24 protein-coding genes are annotated in these 24,328 nt (G+C 33.2%); 12 read left to right on the top strand and 12 right to left on the bottom strand.

Translation table 11 applies throughout. From position 1 onward, the window contains the following. The first annotated feature begins 22 nt into the window (after positions 1-22). From HMPREF3134_RS05615 to HMPREF3134_RS05605, 3 genes are all read left to right on the top strand, one after another. Positions 23-1,492, top strand: a complete 1,470-nt coding sequence (locus HMPREF3134_RS05615; protein WP_037559153.1) for a M17 family metallopeptidase — start codon at positions 23-25, stop codon at positions 1,490-1,492. A gap of 189 nt (positions 1,493-1,681) precedes the next feature. After that, the gene (locus HMPREF3134_RS05610; protein WP_037559151.1) at positions 1,682-3,001 is read left to right on the top strand and encodes a Na+/H+ antiporter family protein; all 1,320 of its coding nucleotides are present in this window, start codon (positions 1,682-1,684) and stop codon (positions 2,999-3,001) included. Positions 3,002-3,023: 22 nt separating this feature from the next. Then, positions 3,024-3,401, top strand: a complete 378-nt coding sequence (locus HMPREF3134_RS05605; protein ID WP_037559148.1) for a PaaI family thioesterase — start codon at positions 3,024-3,026, stop codon at positions 3,399-3,401. Positions 3,402-3,604: 203 nt separating this feature from the next. Here the strand turns inward: HMPREF3134_RS05605 and HMPREF3134_RS05600 are convergent, their stop codons facing one another. The 9 genes from HMPREF3134_RS05600 to HMPREF3134_RS05560 all read right to left on the bottom strand — a co-directional run bounded on the left by HMPREF3134_RS05600 (position 3,605) and on the right by HMPREF3134_RS05560 (position 11,229). Next, positions 3,605-4,771 carry an NAD(P)-binding domain-containing protein gene (locus HMPREF3134_RS05600; RefSeq protein ID WP_048667951.1) on the bottom strand — a complete coding sequence of 389 codons (1,167 nt, stop codon included), beginning with the start codon at positions 4,769-4,771 and terminating at the stop codon, positions 3,605-3,607. Positions 4,772-4,958: 187 nt separating this feature from the next. After that, complete coding sequence (locus HMPREF3134_RS05595) at positions 4,959-5,315, bottom strand: Na+/H+ antiporter subunit G1 (RefSeq protein ID WP_011276272.1); 357 nt, start codon at positions 5,313-5,315, stop codon at positions 4,959-4,961. Further along, positions 5,293-5,583, bottom strand: coding sequence for a Na(+)/H(+) antiporter subunit F1 (locus tag HMPREF3134_RS05590; RefSeq protein ID WP_011276271.1), 291 nt, complete (start codon positions 5,581-5,583; stop codon positions 5,293-5,295). Before HMPREF3134_RS05590 ends, HMPREF3134_RS05595 begins: the two co-directional genes overlap by 23 nt. Then, positions 5,583-6,062: a Na+/H+ antiporter subunit E gene (locus tag HMPREF3134_RS05585; protein ID WP_037559134.1), complete on the bottom strand. Its 480-nt coding sequence runs from the start codon at positions 6,060-6,062 to the stop codon at positions 5,583-5,585. Before HMPREF3134_RS05585 ends, HMPREF3134_RS05590 begins: the two co-directional genes overlap by 1 nt. Continuing rightward, positions 6,062-7,561 carry a Na+/H+ antiporter subunit D gene (locus HMPREF3134_RS05580; protein WP_016931158.1) on the bottom strand — a complete coding sequence of 500 codons (1,500 nt, stop codon included), beginning with the start codon at positions 7,559-7,561 and terminating at the stop codon, positions 6,062-6,064. Before HMPREF3134_RS05580 ends, HMPREF3134_RS05585 begins: the two co-directional genes overlap by 1 nt. Beyond that, the gene (gene mnhC1 / locus HMPREF3134_RS05575; protein ID WP_011276268.1) at positions 7,554-7,895 is read right to left on the bottom strand and encodes a Na+/H+ antiporter Mnh1 subunit C; all 342 of its coding nucleotides are present in this window, start codon (positions 7,893-7,895) and stop codon (positions 7,554-7,556) included. Before mnhC1 ends, HMPREF3134_RS05580 begins: the two co-directional genes overlap by 8 nt. After that, the gene (locus tag HMPREF3134_RS05570; RefSeq protein WP_016931159.1) at positions 7,895-8,323 is read right to left on the bottom strand and encodes a Na(+)/H(+) antiporter subunit B; all 429 of its coding nucleotides are present in this window, start codon (positions 8,321-8,323) and stop codon (positions 7,895-7,897) included. Before HMPREF3134_RS05570 ends, mnhC1 begins: the two co-directional genes overlap by 1 nt. After that, positions 8,304-10,715 (bottom strand): Na+/H+ antiporter subunit A, encoded by a 2,412-nt coding sequence (locus HMPREF3134_RS05565; protein WP_033079934.1) that lies wholly within the window; start codon positions 10,713-10,715, stop codon positions 8,304-8,306. Before HMPREF3134_RS05565 ends, HMPREF3134_RS05570 begins: the two co-directional genes overlap by 20 nt. 133 nt (positions 10,716-10,848) lie before the next feature. Further along, the gene (locus HMPREF3134_RS05560) at positions 10,849-11,229 is read right to left on the bottom strand and encodes a kinase-associated lipoprotein B (RefSeq protein WP_011276265.1); all 381 of its coding nucleotides are present in this window, start codon (positions 11,227-11,229) and stop codon (positions 10,849-10,851) included. Between the two features lie 68 nt (positions 11,230-11,297). Here HMPREF3134_RS05560 and HMPREF3134_RS05555 point away from each other — a divergent pair, with 68 nt between their 5' ends. The 5 genes from HMPREF3134_RS05555 (at position 11,298) to HMPREF3134_RS05535 (ending at position 16,777) form a co-directional block, all read left to right on the top strand. Beyond that, positions 11,298-11,894 carry a peptidylprolyl isomerase gene (locus HMPREF3134_RS05555; protein WP_011276264.1) on the top strand — a complete coding sequence of 199 codons (597 nt, stop codon included), beginning with the start codon at positions 11,298-11,300 and terminating at the stop codon, positions 11,892-11,894. A 246-nt stretch (positions 11,895-12,140) separates the two neighbouring features. Next, positions 12,141-12,521, top strand: a complete 381-nt coding sequence (ygs, locus tag HMPREF3134_RS05550) for a S1 domain-containing post-transcriptional regulator Ygs (RefSeq protein ID WP_011276262.1) — start codon at positions 12,141-12,143, stop codon at positions 12,519-12,521. Between the two features lie 175 nt (positions 12,522-12,696). After that, a complete protein-coding gene (locus HMPREF3134_RS05545) occupies positions 12,697-13,824 on the top strand; it encodes an NADH-dependent flavin oxidoreductase (protein ID WP_011276261.1) in 1,128 nt (375 codons plus the stop codon). Positions 13,825-14,234: 410 nt separating this feature from the next. After that, positions 14,235-15,425, top strand: a complete 1,191-nt coding sequence (locus tag HMPREF3134_RS05540) for an ornithine--oxo-acid transaminase (protein WP_037570620.1) — start codon at positions 14,235-14,237, stop codon at positions 15,423-15,425. Between the two features lie 107 nt (positions 15,426-15,532). Next, entirely contained in the window at positions 15,533-16,777 is a 1,245-nt protein-coding gene (locus tag HMPREF3134_RS05535) for a Glu/Leu/Phe/Val family dehydrogenase (RefSeq protein ID WP_037570617.1), read from the top strand. A gap of 151 nt (positions 16,778-16,928) precedes the next feature. On the opposite strand, the gene HMPREF3134_RS05530 is transcribed toward HMPREF3134_RS05535, so the two are convergent. The 3 genes from HMPREF3134_RS05530 to HMPREF3134_RS05520 all read right to left on the bottom strand — a co-directional run bounded on the left by HMPREF3134_RS05530 (position 16,929) and on the right by HMPREF3134_RS05520 (position 20,656). Further along, entirely contained in the window at positions 16,929-17,891 is a 963-nt protein-coding gene (locus HMPREF3134_RS05530) for a glycerophosphodiester phosphodiesterase (RefSeq protein ID WP_011276258.1), read from the bottom strand. Positions 17,892-18,078: 187 nt separating this feature from the next. Beyond that, a complete protein-coding gene (argH, locus tag HMPREF3134_RS05525) occupies positions 18,079-19,461 on the bottom strand; it encodes an argininosuccinate lyase (RefSeq protein ID WP_011276257.1) in 1,383 nt (460 codons plus the stop codon). Then, positions 19,454-20,656, bottom strand: a complete 1,203-nt coding sequence (locus HMPREF3134_RS05520) for an argininosuccinate synthase (protein WP_033079774.1) — start codon at positions 20,654-20,656, stop codon at positions 19,454-19,456. The genes argH and HMPREF3134_RS05520 overlap by 8 nt, the downstream gene beginning before the upstream one ends. Positions 20,657-20,989: 333 nt before the next feature. Here HMPREF3134_RS05520 and HMPREF3134_RS05515 point away from each other — a divergent pair, with 333 nt between their 5' ends. From HMPREF3134_RS05515 to lepB (HMPREF3134_RS05500), 4 genes are all read left to right on the top strand, one after another. Further along, the gene (locus HMPREF3134_RS05515; protein ID WP_011276255.1) at positions 20,990-22,321 is read left to right on the top strand and encodes a glucose-6-phosphate isomerase; all 1,332 of its coding nucleotides are present in this window, start codon (positions 20,990-20,992) and stop codon (positions 22,319-22,321) included. 229 nt (positions 22,322-22,550) lie between these two features. Then, entirely contained in the window at positions 22,551-23,123 is a 573-nt protein-coding gene (locus tag HMPREF3134_RS05510) for a TVP38/TMEM64 family protein (RefSeq protein ID WP_016931167.1), read from the top strand. A 4-nt stretch (positions 23,124-23,127) separates the two neighbouring features. After that, complete coding sequence (lepB, locus tag HMPREF3134_RS05505; protein ID WP_070441409.1) at positions 23,128-23,637, top strand: signal peptidase I; 510 nt, start codon at positions 23,128-23,130, stop codon at positions 23,635-23,637. 30 nt (positions 23,638-23,667) lie between these two features. After that, complete coding sequence (gene lepB, locus HMPREF3134_RS05500; RefSeq protein ID WP_011276252.1) at positions 23,668-24,240, top strand: signal peptidase I; 573 nt, start codon at positions 23,668-23,670, stop codon at positions 24,238-24,240. The last annotated feature ends 88 nt before the right edge of the window (positions 24,241-24,328 follow it).

The following is a 24,328-nucleotide window of genomic DNA, read 5'->3' as shown; positions in this document are numbered from 1 at the left end:
ATAAAAAGGAAGTGTAGAGGTTATGGTTAATTTCAATATAAGTAATACAGTTTTAAATTCAGAAGTATTTATTATAGGGTTGCCTGATCACATCAATCAACTTGGTTATATTAATTACAATAATGAAGATATAACAAAACAAATTGATACATACCGTCATCATCATTTAATTAGCAGTCAATTAGGTAAAATATCTTCAACTTTGTTACCTTTAAAAGACTCATCAAAACGACTTATTACTGTTGGATTAGGAAATTTAAAGACGCTTGATTATGGTACGCTATTGAGAGCTTTCGGCAATTTATTTCAATTTTTAAAAGAAGAACGTGTAACTGAAGCAGATGTATTATTCGATACATTGATTTCAAAGAAAATAGAGCAAACCAAAGTCGCAGAGGTTATGGGACTACAAAGTGAACAGGCAGTTTACAGTTTTGACAACTATAAATCTGATAAATCTGCACCCTATCAATTAGAGTTAAACATAAGTACGAATAAAGAGGACTTACATCGATATTTTATCAATGGTGCTATAATCGGACAATCGGTTAATGTTGCACGTGACTATAGCAATATGCCACCTAATATACTAACGCCTAATTATTTTGCTGAACAGGTTACGCAACACTTTGATGAAACATCAGTAAAAGTTGATATTAAAGATGGAAAACAATTATTAGATGAAGGATTCGGACTTATTCATGCTGTTGGTAAAGGGTCGGAGAATCCTCCAGTTGTAATAACTATGACATATAATGGTGGTGACAGTGAAGACGCACCAATTGCATTAGTAGGAAAAGGTATTACATATGATTCAGGTGGCTATAGCATTAAATCGAAGATAGGTATGCAGACTATGAAATTTGATATGTGTGGCGCAGCTAATGTAGTTGGAATGATTGATGCGATATCACGCTTGCAAATTCCTATCAATATTGTAGGAGTTATTGCTTCTGCTGAAAATATGATAAGTAGTAATGCAATGAAACCTGATGATGTATTGACGGCATTGAGTGGTGAAACAGTTGAAATGTTAAATAGTGATGCGGAAGGGCGTTTAGTACTAGGAGATGCTGTATTCTATGCTAATCAATTTCAACCTAAGATTATTTTAGATTTCGCTACATTAACAGGAGCTGCAGTTGCAGCACTAGGTGAAGATAAAGCAGCTTTATTTAACTCTAATGCAGATAAAGAGATTGAGGAAATACGAGTTAGTGCTAAAGAAATGGATGAATATGCTTTTGAATTACCTATGACTCAAACTGAGCAACGATTAATACGTCAATCTGACGTTGCAGATTTAGTCAATCATACAAACGGTCATGGAAAAGCACTCTTTGCAGCCACATTTATTACTCATTTTAGTGGATCTACACCACATATCCATTTCGATATTGCTGGTCCTGCGACAACTAACAAGACTAGCTATAAAGGTCCAAAAGGCCCAACTGGCAGTATGATTACTACTGTATTAAATTGGTTAAGATAAATAGAAAAGTAGAAATCATTTGGTTAAGGAGTAGAAACATGTGCTATTGCGTGTTTCTACTCCTTATTTAATATGAATAATCTTATTAACTTAGAATGTAATTCTACATTGACAACGTACCAGCTACTTGGTATGATAAGGAACATATTAAATACTTTAGTTCGGTAGAGAGATAAAGGATGTGTTGTTATGTTTAATGCAGTTGTAATAGCCGTATTATTAATGATTGTTTTATGCTTATGTAGACTAAATGTAGTTATTAGTCTGTTCATTAGTGCATTAGTAGGCGGTCTCATTTCTGGAATGAGTGTTGAAAAGGTAATCAGTGTATTTGGAAAAAATATTGTAGACGGTTCCGAGGTAGCGCTAAGCTATGCATTATTGGGTGGATTTGCAGCATTGATTTCATATAGTGGTATTACAGATTATCTTGTAACTAAGATAATCCGCGCAATTCACTCTGAAAATAGCAGACTATCAAGAATAAAAGTAAAAATCATTATTATCATAGCTTTACTCGCGATGAGTATAATGAGTCAGAACCTTATACCGGTTCACATTGCTTTCATTCCAATAGTTATACCGCCACTATTAAGTCTGTTTAATGATTTAAAAATTGATAGAAGACTTATTTCTCTAGTCATCGGCTTTGGTTTGTGTTGGCCTTATGTCTTATTACCATATGGCTTTGGACAGATTTTCCACCAAATTATTCAAAGCGGTTTCCAAAAAGCACATCACCCTATCGAATTTAATATGATTTGGAAAGGCATGTTGATTCCTTCACTTGGTTATATAGTTGGTTTAATCTTGGGTATGTTTTATTATCGTAAACCACGAGAATATAAAACAGAAACTTATGTAGAAGATGAGAATACAATTAATGAAATTAAACCGTATGTACTCGTAGTTACAATAGTCGCTATATTAGCTACATTCTTAGTTCAAACTTTTACTGATTCAATGATTTTTGGTGCATTAGCAGGTGTACTCGTATTCTTTATTTCGGGTGTTTACAAATGGAGAGAATTGGATAGTCAATTTGTTGAAGGTATTAAAATCATGTCATTTATAGGTGTTGTTATTCTTTCAGCTAATGGTTTCGCAGGTGTCATGAATGCAACAGGAGATATCGAAAAATTAGTATCAAGTTTGACTGACATTTCAAATGGTCACAAGTTATTAAGTATTGTCATCATGTATATTATTGGTTTAATTGTAACTTTAGGAATTGGTTCATCATTTGCAACGATTCCTATAATTGCAACATTATTTATTCCACTTGGTGCTTCACTCGGCTTAAGTACTATGGCTCTAATCGCTTTAGTAGGAACTGCGAGTGCTTTAGGTGATTCAGGATCTCCTGCAAGTGATTCTACGCTAGGGCCAACAGCTGGGTTAGATGTGGATGGACAGCATGATCATATTCGCGATACATGTATCCCGAATTTCTTATTCTATAATATACCTTTAATGGTATTTGGTACGATTGCAGCTATGATATTATAGGTGTAATGAGGTGAACAATTAAATGACTAACTTATTGGAAACTTTCGAAATGCAGATTGAAGAAACATCAGAGGGTAAAGTAGTAATTTCAATGCCTGTTACTGATAAAGTTAAACAACCATTCGGTTATTTGCATGGTGGTGCAACAATTGCTTTAGGTGAAACAGCGTGTTCATTAGGCGCTGCTAATCTAATCGATACGAAATCGTTCATACCACTAGGTTTAGAAATGAATGCTAACCATATTCATTCGGTTAAAGAAGGTCGTGTTATTGCTACAGCAACGATTATTCATAAAGGAAGCACAACTCAAGTTTGGAATATAGAAATAAAAAGTGAACAAGGCCAATTGATAAGTGTTATGAGAGGAACAATTGGAATTAAACTTTTAAAGCAATAAAATACCAAACGCTGCTTTAGTTCGATTAAGCATTGTTTTAAATATCCTACTTATAAAAGTATTTGTTTAAGAAAAAACGCAGACGTGGGACGGTGAATTCATAAAGAATTCTATCCTACGCCTGCTTTTTTATAAGAAATATACAAGAGATCGTATTTAAAAATAGTTTATAGTTGTTACGTTGACAATTACTTCTAATGAAATTAAGCATGTTTTTGGATAGGTTGAGCCGATAAACGTTTATAAGCCTGTTTAATTCTTTGAGCGGCTTCTCTTCCACCCATGATATTTCTAGCAAAAGGACCCAGTTCTAAATCTGCTAAACCACCTGACACAAACAATTGAGGTAACCACTCTAATTCAGAACTAATGGAAGGTAATCCACAGCGTGTTAATGGAGCATCTTCATTTTTAATTAATGATTGAATCATAGGCTGTTTTAATAGTGTTGGTTCAAAACCGGTTGCTAATAAAATGAAATCATAAGGGATAGCCGCTTGTTCTGTATGAATTTGATGTTGGTCAACTGATAAAATATTCTCTTTATGAATTATAAGTCGTCCAGATTGAATATGTTTCTTAAGTCGTAAATATAACTCTCTAGGCATTGAACCTTTATGTCTTTCGTGTTGAATGATAGACTGCCGTTCTAAAGAAGATTCAATATTTAAAAAGTGATTCATATTTTTAGGACCTAACCAACCTGGATCTGCATCGAAATGTTGGATATCAATGTCTTTATTCATCCATAAATGAATAACTTTATCATGAGATTGATTTATAAGTTTTAAAGTTAAATGGGCAGCAGAAATACCACTTCCTATAACGTGAGAACTATGTCCATACATAGTTGTATTAAATGATTTATCGAAAATGTGGCACACATCATCAGCATCTTTATAAACATTAGGAATATAGGGTTTATGCGTACATCCATTTGCTAATATAACGCAATCCGTGTGTATGACTTGATTATCATTTAATTGTATTTGCCATTGACCATCTTTCTTCGCTAATGCTTCTACATAGCCTTGAATATGATTTTCGTTTAAATCATAATGATGAACTTGTTCGTGAACATGATGCATAAACATATCTGTTTGTGGACGTTGGTATTGACCATATGTACCGTGCGCATATTGTTGAACTTTAGCGAATTGTTTTAAATGGAATGGGTTAGGGTGGATGTGATGTACAATTGGTGAACGCAAATAGGGCATGCTGATACGATGAGAAAAATCATTGAATTGTTCACATAGTGTGGCATAAGGGTCTATAATTGTTAATTTATCTCTAGATAGCCCTAATTCTCTTAGTTGAATCGCAATTGTTGTACCTTGTAAACCGCCACCGATAATTGTCCAATGCATAATAACACTTCTTTCTTTTTTAAAACGTAATAATTACGATTTATATTATCATAAATATGTAGACTAGACAATAAAAAAAGGGCGGGGACAGAAATCATTTTGAATTCTGTCTCCACCCGCAATTGTGACTTGAGCTATATAAAGTTTGCTATAAGAACTTTTTCAATTTAGTAAGTTGCTGTATTAGTTAAATCATCTTATCTTTAAATTCATTTTTTAATTCATCGATCTTCGTATCTTTAGTATAAGGTGTTTTATTATTATAAGCTGCTCTCATTATTAAATGACTTGAAAGTGGGCCAGTTATAAGAATAAAAAGAATACCAAAGATTAACTGCATATTAATATATCCATCTGTAGCGATAAAGTATAAGAATGTGCCAAACAATAGGAAAATAGCACCTAAAGTTGCTGATTTGCCTGCAGCATGACCACGCGAATAAATATCTTTTAATCTTATAATACCAATAGCAGTAACGGCACTTATAATAGCTCCTAAAATGACAAAGATAACAGCTAAACTAATGATGATGTTCGTTATCACGTTCAATCACCTTACCTTTATCCATATATTTTGAGAAGACGGCTGTTCCTAAAAAGGCTAAAATACCAATTAATAAAATAGCTACGAGTAAATATTCTGAACCTATGAATATACTATATAAGGCGATACACGCCATTAGTTGTAAACCGATTGCATCAAGTGCTAAAATTCTATCGGCTAATGTGGGACCTTTGATGATACGAACAAACATCGCTAACATTGATATTGCAACAACAATTAAAGCAATAATCATGATGATTTTTAACATTAGTCTTCGCCCACCTCTCTAACTACTCTCTCTAATGAAGATTTTATACCTTCAACTTCTTCTTCTTTAGTACTAAAATCTATAGAGTGAATATATATTTTTTTTCTATCATCACTTATACCTAATACGACTGTTCCAGGCGTCAATGTTATTAAATTAGATAATAAAACGATTTGCCAATCAGTTTTTAAGTCAGTGTGATATACGAAGAATCCTGGTTCATTCTTAAGTTTAGGTTGTAGAACAATTTTTAAGACGTCGATATTAGCTTTTAATAATTCTACAAAAAATACAACCGCTAATTTTAATATCTTATAAATTTTTATGAAATAAAATCTTCCTGGTAATATTCTACTAAATAAATATACAAATCCGAGTCCTAGTATGAAACCGAGTAAGAGGTTATTTAATGTATAGCTACCACTTAAGAAAATCCAAATAAAAGCTAAGATAAAGTTTAAAATAATTTGAATAGCCATTATGATCTACCTCCTAAGACACTCTCAATATAGATGCTAGGATCGTAAAACGATTGAGCCGCCTCAGAAATTAATGGATATAATAAATCAGCAGATAATCCAAATACGACTGTGATGACGACAGCAATTATTGAAATAGTAGTTGCGTGTTTAACGTTAACACTTTGAGTAGGCTCATAACCTTTAGGTTTCCCGAAAAAGCCTTTTAAGAAAATATGAATGACTGAATATAGTACAACTAAACTTGAAAGTAAAACGATAATACCACTTACATAAAACCCTTTTTCAAAGGTTGCTTGTACAATGTAATATTTACCATAAAAACCACTTAGAGGCGGTATACCAGCGAGACTTAGTGCTGCGATGAAGAAAGTCCATCCTAGTACAGGGTAGTGTTTAATTAAACCGCCAAAGTCTTTAAGACTTGTAGATTTCGTAATTTGATACATCACACCTATAAGTAAAAATAGGGCAGTTTTGACTAACATGTCATGAATTGTGTAGTAAATCGCACCTATAATACCTGCTTCATTCATCATTGCTACGCCAACTAAGATAACTCCGACAGCAATCATGATATTATAAATAATAATCTTTTTAGTGTCATCGTATGCAATCGCACCTACTGAACCAAAAATGATCGTTAATAACGCTAAGAATAAAATTGTATAGTGCGAGAAACTCATTGTGTTGTGGAAGAACAAGCTCAAAGTTCTTAAAATCGCATATACGCCTACTTTTGTTAGTAGGGCACCAAAAAATGCAATGATTGCAAATGGTGGTGCATAATATGAACCTGGCAACCATACGTACATAGGGAAAACACCAGCTTTAGTTGCGAACACGAAGATAAATAAAATAAAGACTATACTTAAGAGTCCGCCATGTGTGTTAGACAATGTAGATAATTTTTCACTAATATCTGCCATGTTTAACGTACCAACGATGGAATATAAAATCGCTACTGCAATTACAAAGAATGTTGAGGTAACTATATTAACTAATAAGTATTTGACAGTTTCACGTAATTGAATTTGAGTGCCACCTAGTACAAGTAGTGCGTAAGATGACATTAGGAAGACTTCGAAAAATACAAATAAGTTAAATATATCTCCAGTTGTAAATGCACCTATAATTCCTACTAACATAAATGTGATAGAGAAGTGATAATAATAACGTTCTCTATCTATTCCTGCTGTGGTACTTGAAAATGCAGTAATTAAAATGGTGATAATGATACTAGTCACAATCAACATTGCACTAAAACTATCTAGTAAAAAGATAATGCCATAAGGTGCAGGCCAAGAACCCAATTCTACTTTAAGCGGACCATCGACATATACATTTCTTAAATTGATTATTGCCACAATTAGTGTCAGGACTAGACCAGTTAAAGTGACATATCGTTTCGCACGATAACGTTGTCCTAAAAAGACCAATATAATTGCTGTAAAGATAGGTACGACTAATGAAAGGACGACTAAGTTATTTTCAATCATCATCTAACACTCCTTTCATTCTTTCTACGTTGTCAGTACCTAATTCTTTATATGTTCTAAATGCTAAGACTAAGAAAAAGGCAGTTGTCGCAAACGCGATAACGATTGCCGTTAGTATTAATGCATGGGGGATAGGATCGACATATTGACTAATATTTTTTTCATAGATTGGCATTTCGCCATGTTTCAATCCACCCATAGTAATTAAAAATAAATTTGATGCATGTGTAATTAAAGTTGTCCCCATAACAATTCGTATCAAACTTTTAGATAAAACGAGATAGACACTAATTGAAGCGAGGATGCCACATACAAATATCATGATTATTTCCACTATTCGCTCTCTCCAATCGTTATAATAATTGTCATAATCGTTCCAACTACTGCGCAAAGAACTCCGAAATCAAAGAACATCGGTGTGTTCATATGAACAGGTTGAAGTAGGGGCAACGGTATATTAAATTCCGTGTGTGTGAAAAAGTTTTCACCATAGAACCAACTCGCTAATGGAGTACCAACACAGAATAATAAGCCAATTCCAATTAAAATTTTAAAATCCCACGGGAATACCTTTTCCATCGTTTTAATATCAAACGCAATTGCGATGATAGTTAGTGCACATGATAATAGTAGGCCACCTACGAAGCCACCACCAGGTGTATAATGTCCTGCAAAGAATAAAGTGACCCCAAATAAGGCGATTAGAAAGGCGATAATAACAGCGGCATATTGAAACATTAAATTATTGTTCTGTCTGTTCATCACTTTTCACCTCACTTGATTGATGTTTACGACGCAACTTAATCATTGTATACACACCTAAACCTGCAATACCTAATACAGATGATTCAAATAAAGTATCCATACCACGGAAGTCAACAAGTATGACATTTACCATGTTCTTACCGTGAGCTAAATCATAAACATGTGCTTTATAGTATTCTCCAATAGATGTAAAATGTCTGTTTCCGTACGCAATTAAACCTAAGATAATGACAACAAGTCCGACACCAATTGAAATAAGTGCGTTCGTTAATTTAAATGATCGTGTTTCATTATAACGATTTAAATTAGGTAAATGATAGAAACATAATAAGAATAACGCTGTAGAAATCGATTCTACTACGAACTGTGTTAAGGCAAGGTCTGGTGCTTTGAAAAATACAAATAACACAGATACTGAATAACCGACCACACCTAGCATGATAACGCTAAATAAACGTGATTTAGCAATAACAACCATAAATGCTGCGATAATTAATAATATTAAAATCGCTATTTCATAAATATGAATATTATTTATATCTTTAAAATTAAAGTCAAAAGGAACGCTTAGTAGCGTCACAATCGTAACGACAATAAGCATACCGAATATAATGACTAAGCTATCTCTAACATAACCATTTACATAACTATTCGTCATATTCGCTGAATAATTAGGCAAGTATTTTCCAGTAGAATCATACCAATGATTTAACGTTAAACGTGTTGGCTGAGCGTGTAAGAGTCGGATCCAATAACTAAATGTTAGTAATAAAAGAATACCTAATATCCAAATAATTAATGTTGAAATAAATGCAGGCGTAATACCATGGAATAAGTGGAATTCCGCATTAACATTACTCATACCACTAATTGCAGTTGTCGCTGGTTCTACAATAGATTGCGTTAATAATCCAGGGAATAACCCAAAGACAACAACGAGTACTGCTAAAATGATTGGAGATAATAACATTAATATTGAAGCTTCATGTGCTTTTTTAGGTAAAGCATTCGGTTGATGTTTACCAAAGAAAATATACATAATAAATTTAATTGAATAAACAAATGTAAATATACTACCCACAATAGCTAAAATAGGAAAAACAATACCTAATGTATCTAAACTGAAAACATTAGCGTGAGAAATCTCAATCATGGCTTCAAGAAATTTTTCTTTAGAAAGGAAGCCATTAAACGGTGGAATGCCTGCCATACTTAATGCTGTAATAACAGTAATTGTAAATGAAATAGGCATAATCGTTAGTAAACCACCAAGTTTTTTAACATCTCTTGTGCCTGTAACATGATCTACAGCACCTGTAATCATGAATAACGCACCTTTAAATGTGGCGTGATTCACTAGATGAAACACTGCTGCAGTAAATCCAGCAATGTACAATTGGCTTTGACTTCCCTCGAAATGATAACTTACGGCACCAATACCTAACATCGACATAATCATGCCAAGTTGAGATACTGTTGAGAAGGCAAGTATACCTTTCAAATCTTGTTGTTTTGTGGCATTTAAAGATGCCCAGAAAAGCGTGATTAGACCAACTAAAGTAATTGTCCAAATCCATCCTTGTGATATCGCAAAAAGCGGTGTAACACGAGCAACTAAATATAATCCTGCTTTCACCATTGTTGCCGAGTGTAGATATGCACTGACTGGGGTAGGTGCTTCCATAGCGTCAGGCAACCAAATATAAAATGGAACTTGTGCAGATTTAGTGAATGCACCCAACATAATAAGTACCATTGCGAAGATAAATAATGGACTATGTTGAATTTCAGATGCATTAGCAATTAGCTCGTGTAAGCTAAGTGAATCACCTGCTAGAGAAATTAAAATGAATCCCCCTAATAAACTTAATCCACCAAATACGGTAATGATTAATGACTTTTGTGCACCATAAATAGATGCCTTTTTTTCTCTCCAGAAAGAGATAAGTAAAAAACTTGAAAACGAAGTCAATTCCCAAAATAGATATAAAATAATTAAATTGTCTGAAAGGACAACGCCTAACATTGCACCCATAAATAGTAATAAATAACAATAAAAATTACCAAGTTGTTCAGATTTACTTAAGTAACCAATGGAATATAAAACCACTAACGATCCTATACCTGTTATAAGTAAACTAAATAAAATGCTTAAGCCATCAAGATATAAATCAAAATTCATACCTATATGTGGCATCCAGTTTAATGTTTTTATTACTGTATTACCTGACTGAGTAGTCGAAATAAGAGATAAGAAATAGATAAATAAGACAACAGGAATAGGTAATACAAACCAACCTAAATGAATCTTTTTAAAGAATCGATATAGAATTGGAATAATGAGTGCAAATATTAACGGTAAAATGACCGCAATATGTAACAAACTCACTATGTTATCCTCCTTAAAAAATATTTATGCAATATATTATACATGAATCATATTGTTCTGAAAAACGCCGAAAACTCATATGAGTAGTGATTTTTCAGAACTTGTTAAATAAGAAGAAACACGTTCAAATGACCTATAAAAATTTTTGTTTATATTGAATTGAATAGTCATTTTTTAAATTTTCAAGATTGTTTAAGGCTTGTTTTGCAAATTCAGTATTTTGTTGTTTTAAATCATTTTCCATTTTTGTAATAGCTTGTTGAAGTGACGCTTCATAAGTCATTTCTTCAACATTAAACTCACGCAATTGTGAACGCGTTGCATAACGTTTTTCAAAGTGACTTAGAGCACGTCTTTCATGGAAAAAGACACCTTCAGTTTGTCCTGGATTATGTAAATCACCTTGTTTTGGATGTTTAATCACTTGTTCAACTTGAACTAGAACTTGGTCGTCATTCTCTTCTTTAATAGTAACGCCGTAAGCGCCAGTCTTATGTGAGAATCGGTATAACATGCTATATTACTTCCTTTCAAATGTGTTAAGATGTATCTATATCATCATAACATGAATGGAGAATTGAAATGACTAACTATCCACAACTAAACAAAGAAATACAAGACAATGAAATTAAAGTTGCTATGCATACAAATAAAGGCGATATGACATTTAAGTTGTTCCCAGATATCGCGCCGAAAACTGTTGAAAATTTTGTGACACACGCTAAAAATGGTTATTATGACGGTATTACTTTCCACCGTGTTATTAATGACTTCATGATTCAAGGAGGAGACCCTACAGCAACTGGTATGGGTGGTGAAAGTATTTATGGAGGTTCTTTTGAAGATGAATTCTCTTTAGAGGCTTTTAACTTATATGGCGCGCTTTCAATGGCAAATGCAGGACCAAACACAAATGGTTCTCAATTCTTTGTTGTTCAAATGAAAGAAGTTCCAGAATCTATGGTTAACCAATTAGTAGATGGTGGCTGGCCTGAACCGATTGCCAAAGCATATGCGGATAATGGTGGCACGCCTTGGTTAGATCAAAAACACACTGTGTTCGGACAACTAATTGAAGGCGAAGCAACTTTAGAAGATATTGCAAATACTAAAGTAGGTGCACAAGATAAACCTGTACATGATGTAGTTATTGAATCTATTGATGTAGAAGATAAATAATAATTGATTATGAACAAATCTTTCGAATCGACGGTTGATGTCGATTCGTTTTTTTATGGTTTAACTTTCAATTCAATTGCAATTTTTAAAACGATAACCTTAAATGCGAACGTTAATTTAGTATTTGTCGAAAGGGTTATTATATTTTTGAAAAAATGTGGATTTTTATTGGTTTATAGTTAGTCCAAGTTTGTGATTTATGCTATTATAATTATGTTAAGTAAATCGAAGTAAGGGGTTATCAAGTTGAATAATCACTATAAAGAAGGTCAGCATATTAAAGTGCGTGTGACTGGAATTCAACCGTATGGCGCTTTTGTTGAGACCCCTGACCATACTGAAGGACTTATCCATATTTCTGAAATTATGGATGATTACGTCCACAACTTAAAAAAATTTCTATCAGAAGGACAAATCGTTAAAGCAAAAATTTTATCAATTGATGATGAAGGAAAACTAAATTTGTCTCTTAAAGATAATGATTACTTTAAGAATTATGAACGAAAAAAAGAAAAGCAGTCAGTATTAGATGAAATTAAAGAAACAGAAAAGTATGGGTTTCAAACACTTGAAGAACGCCTACCGGTCTGGATTAAACAGTCTAAACGTGCGATTCGTAATAATTGATTGACTGTTAACACGCTAAGCTAACGTTATATTTTAATATAACGTTAGCTTTTTTATGCGTTTGATTATAAAAAAGCGACACAAATATATGCATGTACAGTCAAGCAGAATATTGGAGGAGCTTTAATTCTGCGTGCTATAGTCTAGTCATAATTAAAAAGGAAAGGACTTACCTATGAATAAAAAATATGAAAAATTATTTGAAACCGTAACTTTGCCAAATGGGGTTGAATTAAAAAATCGTTTTGTATTGGCGCCATTAACGCATATTTCATCTAATGATGATGGTACAATTTCTGACGTGGAAATACCGTATATTGAAAAGCGCTCTAAAGATGTTGGCTTAGCTATCAATGCTGCAAGTAATGTTAACGATATTGGTAAAGCTTTTCCAGGACAACCTTCTGTTGCGCATGATTCAGATATAGAAGGACTCAAGCGTTTAGCACAAGCTATGAAGAAGAATGGTGCTAAAGCTTTAGTTCAAATTCATCATGGTGGCGCACAAGCATTAGCTAATTTAACACCGAATGGAGATGTTGTTGCACCAAGTCCTATCACTTTAAAAAGCTTCGGACAACAACATGAACATGATGCTAGAGAAATTACCCCTAAAGAAATTGAACAAACAATTAAAGATTTCGGTGAAGCAACGCGTCGAGTAATCGAAGCTGGGTTTGATGGCGTAGAGATTCATGGTGCTAATCACTATTTAATTCACCAATTTGTATCTCCATATTATAATAGAAGAAATGATGAATGGTCTGATCACATGAAGTTTCCAACTGCTGTTATAGATGAAGTATTAAAGGCCAAATCAGAATATGCGAGCGATGATTTCATAGTAGGGTATCGACTTTCTCCTGAAGAAGCTGAATCACCAGGTATTTCAATGGAAATTACCGAACAATTAATTAATACAATTACTGAAAAATCAATTGATTATGTTCATATATCTCTTGGAGATATTCATTCAACTACAAGAGAAGGTAAGTATGCAGGACAAGAGCGATTGAAATTAATTCACCAATGGGTGGATGGTCGTATCCCAGTTATTGGTGTAGGATCTGTATTTACAGCTGATGATGCATTAGACGCTATTGAATCAACAGGTGTTGAACTCGTAGCACTTGGTCGTGAAATATTATTAGACTATAATTTCATCAGCAAAATTCAAGAAGGAAAAGAAGATGAAATTTTATCAGAATTTGACCCTCATCGTGAAGATAAGCATGAATTAACACCTAATTTGTGGAAACAATTTAACCAAGGTTTTTATCCGTTACCTCGTAAAGATAAATAGTATTAATGAGTGAATAAATGTTAAACTTTGCGGTTAGTTTTAATCTAGTTAAAAAGAAGATGTTCAAAATATCTTTATAAATTTAATTTGATAAATGTAGATGAACTTAGAGTTTATAATAGATTATGGCAATCATTCTTGTCATAATCTTTTTTTTATGTAAATACCAAAGGAATCTTAATTCATTTTATTTATCGGAAAATTTTTAATATTTTGCTTGTAAAAATATTGATAGGTATGTCATTATATCTGTAAGGGCTTTCATTTAGAAACGAAGGGCATATTTGATGTAACAATGAGTCATTTAGTGCTCTTATTAATTTTGCGAATATACTTCTTTGTATATGACATCGAAAGCCGTAATCGTATGGCAATTAGTTTTAATATAAATTAAGCAAAGGGGAGATATTATGACTAAGTCAGAACAAATCATTGAATTAACAAACCATTATGGAGCTCAAAACTACGTACCACTACCAATCGTTGTTGCAGAAGCGGAAGGTATTTGGGTAACTGATCCAGAAGGTAATAAATATATGGATATGCTTTCAGCTTATTCAGCTGTTAACCAAGGACACCGTCATCCTAAAATTATTCAAGCACTTAAAGATCAAGCTGACAAAGTAACTTTGGTTTCTCGTGCTTTTCATAGTGATAATTTAGGTGAATGGTATGAAAAAGTTTGTAAATTATCAGGTAAAGATAAAGCACTACCAATGAATACTGGTGCGGAAGCAGTTGAAACTGCATTGAAAGCTGCACGTCGTTGGGCATATGATGTAAAAGGTCTTGAACCAGATAAAGCTGAAATTATCGCATTTAATGGTAACTTCCATGGTCGTACTATGGCGCCAGTATCTTTATCATCAGAAGCTGAGTACCAACGTGGTTATGGTCCGTTATTAGATGGTTTCCGCAAAGTAGATTTCGGTGATGTTGATAAATTAAAAGAAGCTATTAATGAGAATACAGCTGCTATTTTAGTTGAACCGATTCAAGGTGAAGCAGGTATTAATATCCCACCTGAAGGTTATTTAAAAGCTATCAGAGAATTATGTGATGAACATAATATTCTATTTATTGCCGATGAAATTCAAGCTGGTTTAGGACGTTCTGGTAAATTATTTGCTACTGATTGGGATAATGTTAAACCTGATGTTTATATTTTAGGAAAAGCGCTTGGTGGCGGCGTACTACCTATTTCTGTAGTCTTAGCTGATAACGAAGTACTGGATGTATTTACACCTGGTTCACACGGTTCTACGTTTGGTGGTAATCCATTAGCTTGTGCCGTTTCAATCGCTGCGTTAGATGTCATATTAGATGAAGATTTACCTGGCCGTTCACATGAATTAGGGGAATACTTTAAATCTGAATTACAAAAAATTAATCACCCAGCTATTAAAGAAGTACGTGGTCGTGGTCTATTTATTGGTGTTGAATTACATGAAAATGCTAGACCTTTCTGTGAAGCATTAAAAGAAAAAGGACTATTATGTAAAGAAACTCATGATACGGTGATTCGATTTGCTCCACCTTTAGTTATTTCTAAAGAAGAATTAGATGATGCATTAGATAGAATCAGAAGCGTATTTAATTAAGTTCAAAAAGTTGTAACATTCATTTTGAAAACCCTTTAAAAAGCAAAGACATGTGTTACAATATGTATGAAAGCGAAATCATTTGTTAAAAAGAGGCGAAAGTGATCATGACTGAGAATAATAATTTAGTGACTTCTACACAAAGTATCATTAAAGAAGCTTTACACAAATTGGGATTTGACGATGGTATGTATGATTTAATCAAAGAACCATTAAGATTTTTACAAGTTCGTATCCCAGTACGCATGGATGATGGTACTGTTAAAACATTTACAGGTTATCGTGCTCAACATAACGATGCTGTTGGTCCAACTAAAGGTGGGGTTCGTTTCCATCCTGAAGTAGATGAAGAAGAAGTTAAAGCATTATCTATGTGGATGACTTTAAAATGCGGTATTGTTAATTTACCATACGGTGGTGGTAAAGGTGGTATCGTATGTGACCCACGTCAAATGAGTATTCATGAAGTTGAACGTTTATCTCGTGGATATGTACGTGCAATTTCTCAATTCGTTGGTCCTACAAAAGATATTCCAGCACCAGACGTATTTACTAACTCTCAAATTATGGCTTGGATGATGGATGAATATAGTGCTTTAGATAAATTCAACTCACCTGGGTTTATCACAGGTAAACCTATCGTATTAGGTGGTTCACAAGGACGCGATCGTTCAACTGCATTGGGCGTAGTGATTGCTATTGAACAAGCAGCTAAACGTCGTGGTAAGGAAATCAAAGGTTCTCGCGTAGTTATCCAAGGATTTGGTAATGCAGGTAGTTTCCTAGCTAAATTCTTATATGACATGGGTGCAAAAGTCGTAGGAATTTCTGATGCTTATGGTGCATTACATGATCCAGAAGGTTTAGATATCAATTATTTATTAGATCGTCGTGATAGTTTCGGTACAGTTACAAACTTATTCGATAACACAATTTCTAACAAAGAATTGTTCGAGTTAGATTGTGACATTCTAGTACCAGCTGCGATTTCTAACCAAATCACTGAAGATAATGCGAATGATATTAAAGCCGATATTATTGTTGAAGCGGCTAACGGACCTACTACACCTGAAGCTACACGAATTTTAACTGAACGTGGTATCTTATTGGTACCAGACGTACTAGCAAGTGCTGGTGGTGTAACAGTTTCATACTTCGAATGGGTGCAAAATAACCAAGGTTATTATTGGTCTGAAGAGGAAGTTAACGATAAATTACGTGAAAAATTAGTAGATGCGTTTGATACAATCTACGAATTAGCACAAAATAGAAAAATTGACATGAGACTAGCAGCTTATATTGTAGGTATTAAACGTACTGCAGAAGCAGCTCGCTACCGTGGTTGGGCATAAACCGATATATAAACATAAATAAACGCTATAGCTTGTTATGGGAATGAAACAAGTTATAGCGTTTTTGTTTTGATTCAAGAGCCTGAGACTTACATTATATAATGATGCTATTTTGCAAATTCGCAGTAGCGGACTGTATTAAAACTTTTACTTACTTTTGTGAACTTATTGCTTTATATTGATCAGCATAGTTTGTAAAGACACCATCAACACCGTATTGGTTCAAGCGCTGCATATCGGCAGTTTCATTCACCGTAAATGGATGTACGAGAAAACCTAAGTCTTTTAAATGAGCTGTATTTTGTGCATTTAAATCGCTATATTCAGGACCGACACCAATTGCATAAGAACGAATACGTTGTAAATCTGCTTCACTTTGTTGAGCTAATTCACCTTTATCCAATAGGCGTATTAATGGCACATTTGAATTTAATTGATGCATTTTTAATAAGCTAGCTTCTGAAAATGATTGTACCAGGACATGTCCATTTTCTAGAGAATTTGAAGTAAGCATGTTATGTCGGTTTAGTGTGTCTAGCAGTTGTTGTTCCATGCCAGGATAAACATCAGGCTGCTTTGTTTCAATATAATAATTGGCATCTGTACCATAACGTGTCAAAATTTCATCTAATGTTGGAACTGTAGCACCTTTATAACTATCTTTGGCTAATTGAGGATTTTGTTCATTAAATGATGAACCTGCATCTAATTTCTTTAATTCAGCTAATGTATAATCCTCGACACGTCCTGAGCCGTTTGTTGTACGATCAACTGTTTCGTCATGCATTGCAACTAAATGACCATCTTTAGTGCGTTGTAAATCTATTTCAATATATGAGGCACCTAATTCATTATAACTTTTATCGTACGCTGCAAAAGTATGCTCTGGTGCATAGCCACTAGCACCACGATGTGCAATAGTAGTATGGCGCTCTCCTGTTAAATTTCTTGACCAATTAGTATGATTGTTTTGAGTTTTAGATGCATTAGTTAGGTTCGTAGTTGTAGTGTTTGATGATTCACCCCCACTTGCTTCAACGGGCGTATGTATAATCGCTAGACTCAAACTGGCTACTGTTAAACATGAAATGATACCTTTATTACTTGCTTTCAACAAACTCATCCTTTCATAGTTAAATGTATAATTAAAATCTATCAGTGATATTTTGTGTAAGAAAGTGAATTTGCAGAAGCTTTAAATAACTATTATATAATTAATGTTCACTCAATATATTTAACAAAAAGGTTGGGAATGGATAGAATTCATTCAGAATTCGTTGGCCCATACCCAACCTCTAAAATTAATCGTTATTTAATAATTTTTCAGCAACTTTCAGTTGATGACGTACTGCGTCTTGGCCTGTTGAACCATAACTTTTTCTTCGGCTAAGACAGTTTTCCGGTTTAAGATAATCATAAACATCTTGATCTATATTTGAATTTAATTCTTTGTAACGTTCGAGAGGTACATCTAATAAATAGATACCTTGTTGAATGCACTCAAAGACAATTTTACCAACAATTTCGTGCGCCTTTCTAAATGGTACATCTTTAGCTACTAAATAATCAGCTAATTCCGTTGCATTTGAAAAGTCTTGATGCACAGTTTCGTTTAAACGGTCTGTATTAACGGTCATTGTATCTAACATACCTTCAAAAATTCGTAGTGAACCTTTTATAGTACGTACTGAGTCAAATAAACCTTCTTTATCTTCTTGTAAGTCTTTATTATATGCAAGTGGTAACCCTTTTAATGTTACAAGCATGCTCATTAAATGTCCTGTAGCACGTCCTACTTTACCACGAATAAGTTCTGCCATATCTGGATTCTTCTTCTGAGGCATAATAGATGAACCTGTAGAGAAAGCATCAGATAGGGTAATGAATTTCGCTTCATCCGTAGACCAAAAGATAATTTCTTCAGCAAAACGTGATAAATGAATCATAGTTAATGAAATATTATGCAAAGTTTCAATAATGTAATCACGATCACTCACTGCATCTAAACTATTCTCATAAACTGAACTAAATTCTAATAATTGTTGCGTTTCGTGTCTATCGATAGGGTGTGTTGTACCACTTAATGCAGCTGCACCTAATGGTGAAATATCAATACGTTTCATACTATCAACGAAACGTGAATAGTCTCTTTCTAGCATCCAGAAATATGTCATAACATGGTGTGCAAAAGAAATCGGTTGAGCACGTTGTAAGTGTGTATATCCTGGCATGATTGTATCCACATGTGATTGAGCTAGTTTAAGAATGGATGTTTGGAATGATCGAATAAGGTCTTGAATTTCAAGTACTTCTTTTTTTACGTATAGATGCAAGTCAGTAGCCACTTGGTCATTTCTACTACGACCTGTATGCAACTTACCTCCAGCGTCACCGACACGTTGAATGAGTTCATGTTCAATGTTTAAATGAATATCTTCAAGCGATTTTTTAAACGCAAGCTTCCCATTATGAAAGTCTTGTTGAATCTCTTTTAAGCCATTAATGATTGCGTCTTTATCATCTTGTGAAATGATATTTTGATTAGCTAACATGGTAGCATGTGCAATACTACCTTGGACATCTTCATCCAACAATGTTTGGTCGAAATCTATGGAAGCATTAAATTCATCTACCCAATCTTCCGGCTGTTGTTGAAAACGGCCACCCCATGCTTTACTACTCATTACTATAACCTCCATGAAGATATGCATTTACTTGAGTAGGTAAACCATAAATATCGATGAAACCTACCGCTGCCGATTGATTAAATGCATCTTCTTTAGTGTATGTTGCTAATTTTTCATCATATAGCGTGTATAGAGATTTTCTTCCATTAACAATGGCATTACCTTTAAATAATTTAATTCTAACATCACCTTCAACATATTGTTGCGTGCTATCAATGAATAATTTTAAGCTATCAGTTAATGGTGAGAACCATAAACCATTATAAGTTTGTTCAGCAAATTGTTTTTCAATCACTGGTTTAAAATGAGCTACATCTTTAGTTAACGTTAATGTTTCAAGTGCTTTATGTGCTTTTAATATTACTTCTGCACCTGGAGTTTCATATATTTCACGAGATTTAATACCAACAAGACGATTTTCTACATGGTCGATACGTCCAATTCCGTGTTTTCCAGCTAATTCATTTAAAGTTAATATTAATTGATCTAAGTCATAATCTTGATGATTTAATTGAACTGGAACACCGTTTTTAAATGAAAGGATAATTTCATCAGGTGTATCTGGTGTATCTTCTAACTCTGCTGTTAAATCATAAGCGTCTTTTGGAGGGGCAGCATACGGATCTTCTAAAATACCACACTCATTTGCTCTACCCCATAAGTTTTGATCAATTGAATAAGGAGAATCGTGATTGATGCCAACAGGGATATTGTGTTTAATGGCATAATCAATTTCTTCTTCACGACTCCAACCCCATTCTCTTACTGGCGCAAATGCTTTTAGGTTAGGGTTTAATGCTTTAATAGCAACTTCGAAACGAACTTGGTCATTACCTTTACCAGTACAACCATGCGCGATACCGACAGAATTAGTTTGTTCAGCAATCTCAACTAATTTCTTAGCGATAAGTGGACGAGATAAAGCTGATACGAGTGGATAACTATTTTCATACATTAAGTTACCTTTGATTGCATAACTTACAAAGTCATCACTAAATTCTTTAGTAGCATCAATAATATGACACTCAACTGCACCCATATCTAGTGCTTTAGAATATACAACATCTAAATCTTTACCTTCACCAACATCTAAACATACAGCTACGACATCATAGCCTTTATCTATAAGCCATTTAACGGCTACACTTGTATCTAATCCACCTGAATATGCTAATACGATTTTCTCTTTCATTAAAATTCACCTCATAATTTTTCTGAAAATTGATATAAATTTATACTAACAGATATTAAATGAAAATAAAACCATTTTTTTACATAAATATACAAAAATTTGAAAATACTCTTATCATCAACATATCAATTGTATAAAAGGATATGTTACATATTGATATGGAAATATAAGTATTATTTTATTTAGAAATTATTCATTTTAAAATTATTAAAAAATGTCTTAAAATTGTTGAATTAATTTGAAAATATTCGAATAGTCAGTCATGTCAATTGAATAGAAGGCTTAAAGTTAGTAAAATTAAATCAACAAGGACATACAGGAGGCTTTTATAAAATGACTCATATTCAATTAGATTATGGAAAAGCATTGGAATTCTTTGGTCAACATGAAATTGATCAACAACAAGATATCGTTAAAACAATTCATAAAACGATTCACGAAGGTACTGGTGCAGGTAGTGATTTCTTAGGTTGGGTGAATCTTCCGGAAGACTATGATAAGAAAGAATTTTCAAGAATTGTGGAAGCATCAAAACGTATAAAATCTAATTCAGATGTATTAGTAGTAATTGGTATCGGAGGTTCATATTTAGGTGCGCGTGCTGCTATTGAAATGTTAACTTCATCATTCCGCAATTCAAATGAATACCCTGAAATTGTATTCGTGGGTAATCATTTATCATCAACGTACACTAAAGAATTAGTAGACTACTTATCAGATAAAGATTTTTCAGTAAATGTTATTTCTAAATCTGGTACAACTACAGAACCAGCAGTAGCATTTAGATTATTTAAACAATTAGTTGAAGATAAGTATGGTAAAGCAGAAGCTAAAAAACGTATCTTTGCTACTACAGATAAAGCAAAAGGTGCATTAAAACAATTAGCAGATAATGAAGGTTATGAAACGTTTGTAGTACCAGATGATGTTGGTGGTCGTTATTCTGTATTAACTGCTGTGGGTCTATTACCGATTGCAACAGCTGGCATAAATATTGAATCAATTATGATTGGTGCAAACAAAGCGCGTAAAGAATTATCATCAGATAAATTAGATGAAAATATTGCTTATCAATATGCGACAATCCGTAATATTTTATATAGCAAAGGATACACTACTGAAATGTTGATTAATTATGAACCGTCAATGCAATATTTCAATGAGTGGTGGAAACAATTATATGGTGAGTCTGAAGGTAAAGACTTTAAAGGTATATATCCATCTAGTGCAAACTATACAACTGACTTACATTCATTAGGTCAATATGTCCAAGAAGGACGTCGTTTCTTATTTGAAACAGTTGTAAAAGTAAACAACCCTAAACACGATATTACAATTGAAGAAGATAGTGATGATTTAGATGGATTAAATTACTTAGCAGGTAAAACAATTGATGAAGTTAATACTAAAGCATTTGAAGGTACACTATTAGCTCACACTGATGGTGGCGTTCCTAATGTTGTTGTGAATATTCCACGCTTAGACGAAGAAACATTTGGTTATGTTGTATACTTCTTTGAATTAGCGTGTGCAATGAGTGGATATCAATTAGGTGTTAATCCATTTAACCAACCTGGAGTAGAAGCATACAAACAAAACATGTTTGCATTATTAGGTAAACCTGGATTTGAAGATAAGAAGAAAGAATTAGAAGAGCGTTTATAATTCTCTAGTCATTCAATAGCGTCAATTAAATATGTCTTACAAAGTCGATATGGATTAAATTCCGTATCGACTTTTCTAATATATATCTTTATATTAAAGCTAAGGAATGAGTTCTAACTACTACCTGTGACTGATTTATTATTATATAGGTAGATTTATAAATGAAACAGTGTACAATATTTCTATGAAATAATAACTGTTAATCCAATAGGAAGGATTTGATGTAACTATGTTTCATCAAATTGAACAATGGTTTGATTTATTACAAGGTTTTGGTTATCTGGCTGGATTTATTATTTTATTTTTTAGAGCCATTGTGCCAGTACTTCCTTTAACATTGTATGTTATTTTATGTGTTCATGCGTATGGCTTTATAGCAGGTACGATTATTAGTTGGTTAGGTGTTGTAGCAGGTACTTATACAGTGTTCTTTTTCTGTAGAAAATTTGTTAATGCTAACTTTATGAAGCGGATTAAATCAAGACGATCAATTGAACGCCTTATTCATTTTATTGATAGACAGGGCTTAGTACCAATATTTATATTAATGTGTTTTCCGTTTACACCTAATACACTAGTTAATTTTGTGGCAAGTTTCTCTCATATTAGAGGCAAATATTATTTTATAATTTTACTTATATCTAAGTTAATTTCTATTACATTTTTGGCGATTATGGGAAAAAGTGTAACCTCATTTTTCACACATCCTGTTAGAGCAATAATGGTATTAATAGTTACTATAGCGTTATGGTTTGTTGGTAAGAAAGTCGAGGGCTATTTCATGGGTTCAGACAAGGAGTGACAAAGTGCGTAGAGTGACAAGTTGGATTGTAGCATTCCTATTTGCTTGTCTGTTTGTCATGTTTATACAAATGTTCTTAGTTAAAAGTGCTGTAGTTCAAACTGATGATATGTCACCAACTTTGAATAAAGGTGACCGTGTCATTATTAATAAAATTAAAGTTACCTTTAACATGTTGAAGGATGGAGATATTATCATGTATCGACATAATAATCAATTACACTTTGGTAGATTGGTCGGCAAGCCAGGTGAATCAATTGAAGTTAGAAACGGTAAATTGTATAGAGATGATAGACAAGTTAATAAATTTTATGCTAAAAATAGAGATATTAATAATTTTGCAATAAGAGATTTACATGATTCTGATGGTGATATTATTCTGCCAAATTCATATTTTATTTTAAATGATAATGGTGATAAACAAAGTGATTCAAGAACATATGGATTAATAGATAAGGACGATATCGTAGGAGATGTTAGTTTAAAGTATTATCCGTTTAAAGAATTTACCTAGTCAGTTTAATAAGTAGAGGAGGTGTTAAAATTGAAGAAAGAAATAGTTGAATGGATTGTTGCCATAGCGGTAGGTTTATTACTTGTATGGGTAATGGTTAACTTCGTAGCTAAATCATATACTATAAAAGGCGATTCAATGGATCCAACACTAAAAGATGGCGAACACGTCATGGTTAACATTCTAGGATATAAAGTTGGAGACATAAAAAAAGGTAATGTAATCGTATTTCATGCGAATCAACAAGACGATTATGTTAAACGTGTCATTGGTGTACCTGGCGATAACGTTATTTATAAAAATGATAAACTATATGTTAATGGTAAAAAGATAAATGAACCTTATCTTGATTACAATGAAAAACGTAAACAAGGTGAATATATTACGGGTTCATTTGAAACTAAAGATTTACTAAATGCAAATCCTAAATCAAATATCATACCAAAAGGTAAATACTTAGTTTTAGGTGATAACAGAGAAGTCAGTAAGGATAGTAGGGCGTTTGGTTTAATTGATAGAGATCAAATTGTTGGTAAAGTATCATTTAGATTTTGGCCATTCAGTGAATTTAAGTTTAATTTTAATCCAGATAATGAAAAATAAGGAAAATTAGTATTAATGAATTAATTTTTAACATAGCAAGACTGGTAATGGAATGTTCATAGAGGTTCCGCCAGTCTTTTTTTGTTCA

This window comes from Staphylococcus sp. HMSC14D10, from assembly GCF_001808125.1.
Classification (GTDB): Bacteria; Bacillota; Bacilli; order Staphylococcales; family Staphylococcaceae; genus Staphylococcus; species Staphylococcus haemolyticus.
This window is presented reverse-complemented; position numbering and strand designations above follow the sequence as displayed.

Coding starts and splice junctions, on each gene's coding strand:
- HMPREF3134_RS05615 (WP_037559153.1), top strand. CDS start 23: ATGGTTAATTTCAATATAAGTAATACAGTTTTAAATTCAGAAGTATTT.
- HMPREF3134_RS05610 (WP_037559151.1), top strand. CDS start 1,682: ATGTTTAATGCAGTTGTAATAGCCGTATTATTAATGATTGTTTTATGC.
- HMPREF3134_RS05605 (WP_037559148.1), top strand. CDS start 3,024: ATGACTAACTTATTGGAAACTTTCGAAATGCAGATTGAAGAAACATCA.
- HMPREF3134_RS05600 (WP_048667951.1), bottom strand. CDS start 4,771: ATGCATTGGACAATTATCGGTGGCGGTTTACAAGGTACAACAATTGCG.
- HMPREF3134_RS05590 (WP_011276271.1), bottom strand. CDS start 5,583: ATGTTAAAAATCATCATGATTATTGCTTTAATTGTTGTTGCAATATCA.
- HMPREF3134_RS05585 (WP_037559134.1), bottom strand. CDS start 6,062: ATGGCTATTCAAATTATTTTAAACTTTATCTTAGCTTTTATTTGGATT.
- HMPREF3134_RS05580 (WP_016931158.1), bottom strand. CDS start 7,561: ATGATTGAAAATAACTTAGTCGTCCTTTCATTAGTCGTACCTATCTTT.
- HMPREF3134_RS05570 (WP_016931159.1), bottom strand. CDS start 8,323: ATGAACAGACAGAACAATAATTTAATGTTTCAATATGCCGCTGTTATT.
- HMPREF3134_RS05560 (WP_011276265.1), bottom strand. CDS start 11,229: ATGTTATACCGATTCTCACATAAGACTGGCGCTTACGGCGTTACTATT.
- HMPREF3134_RS05555 (WP_011276264.1), top strand. CDS start 11,298: ATGACTAACTATCCACAACTAAACAAAGAAATACAAGACAATGAAATT.
- HMPREF3134_RS05545 (WP_011276261.1), top strand. CDS start 12,697: ATGAATAAAAAATATGAAAAATTATTTGAAACCGTAACTTTGCCAAAT.
- HMPREF3134_RS05540 (WP_037570620.1), top strand. CDS start 14,235: ATGACTAAGTCAGAACAAATCATTGAATTAACAAACCATTATGGAGCT.
- HMPREF3134_RS05535 (WP_037570617.1), top strand. CDS start 15,533: ATGACTGAGAATAATAATTTAGTGACTTCTACACAAAGTATCATTAAA.
- argH (WP_011276257.1), bottom strand. CDS start 19,461: ATGAGTAGTAAAGCATGGGGTGGCCGTTTTCAACAACAGCCGGAAGAT.
- HMPREF3134_RS05520 (WP_033079774.1), bottom strand. CDS start 20,656: ATGAAAGAGAAAATCGTATTAGCATATTCAGGTGGATTAGATACAAGT.
- HMPREF3134_RS05515 (WP_011276255.1), top strand. CDS start 20,990: ATGACTCATATTCAATTAGATTATGGAAAAGCATTGGAATTCTTTGGT.
- HMPREF3134_RS05510 (WP_016931167.1), top strand. CDS start 22,551: ATGTTTCATCAAATTGAACAATGGTTTGATTTATTACAAGGTTTTGGT.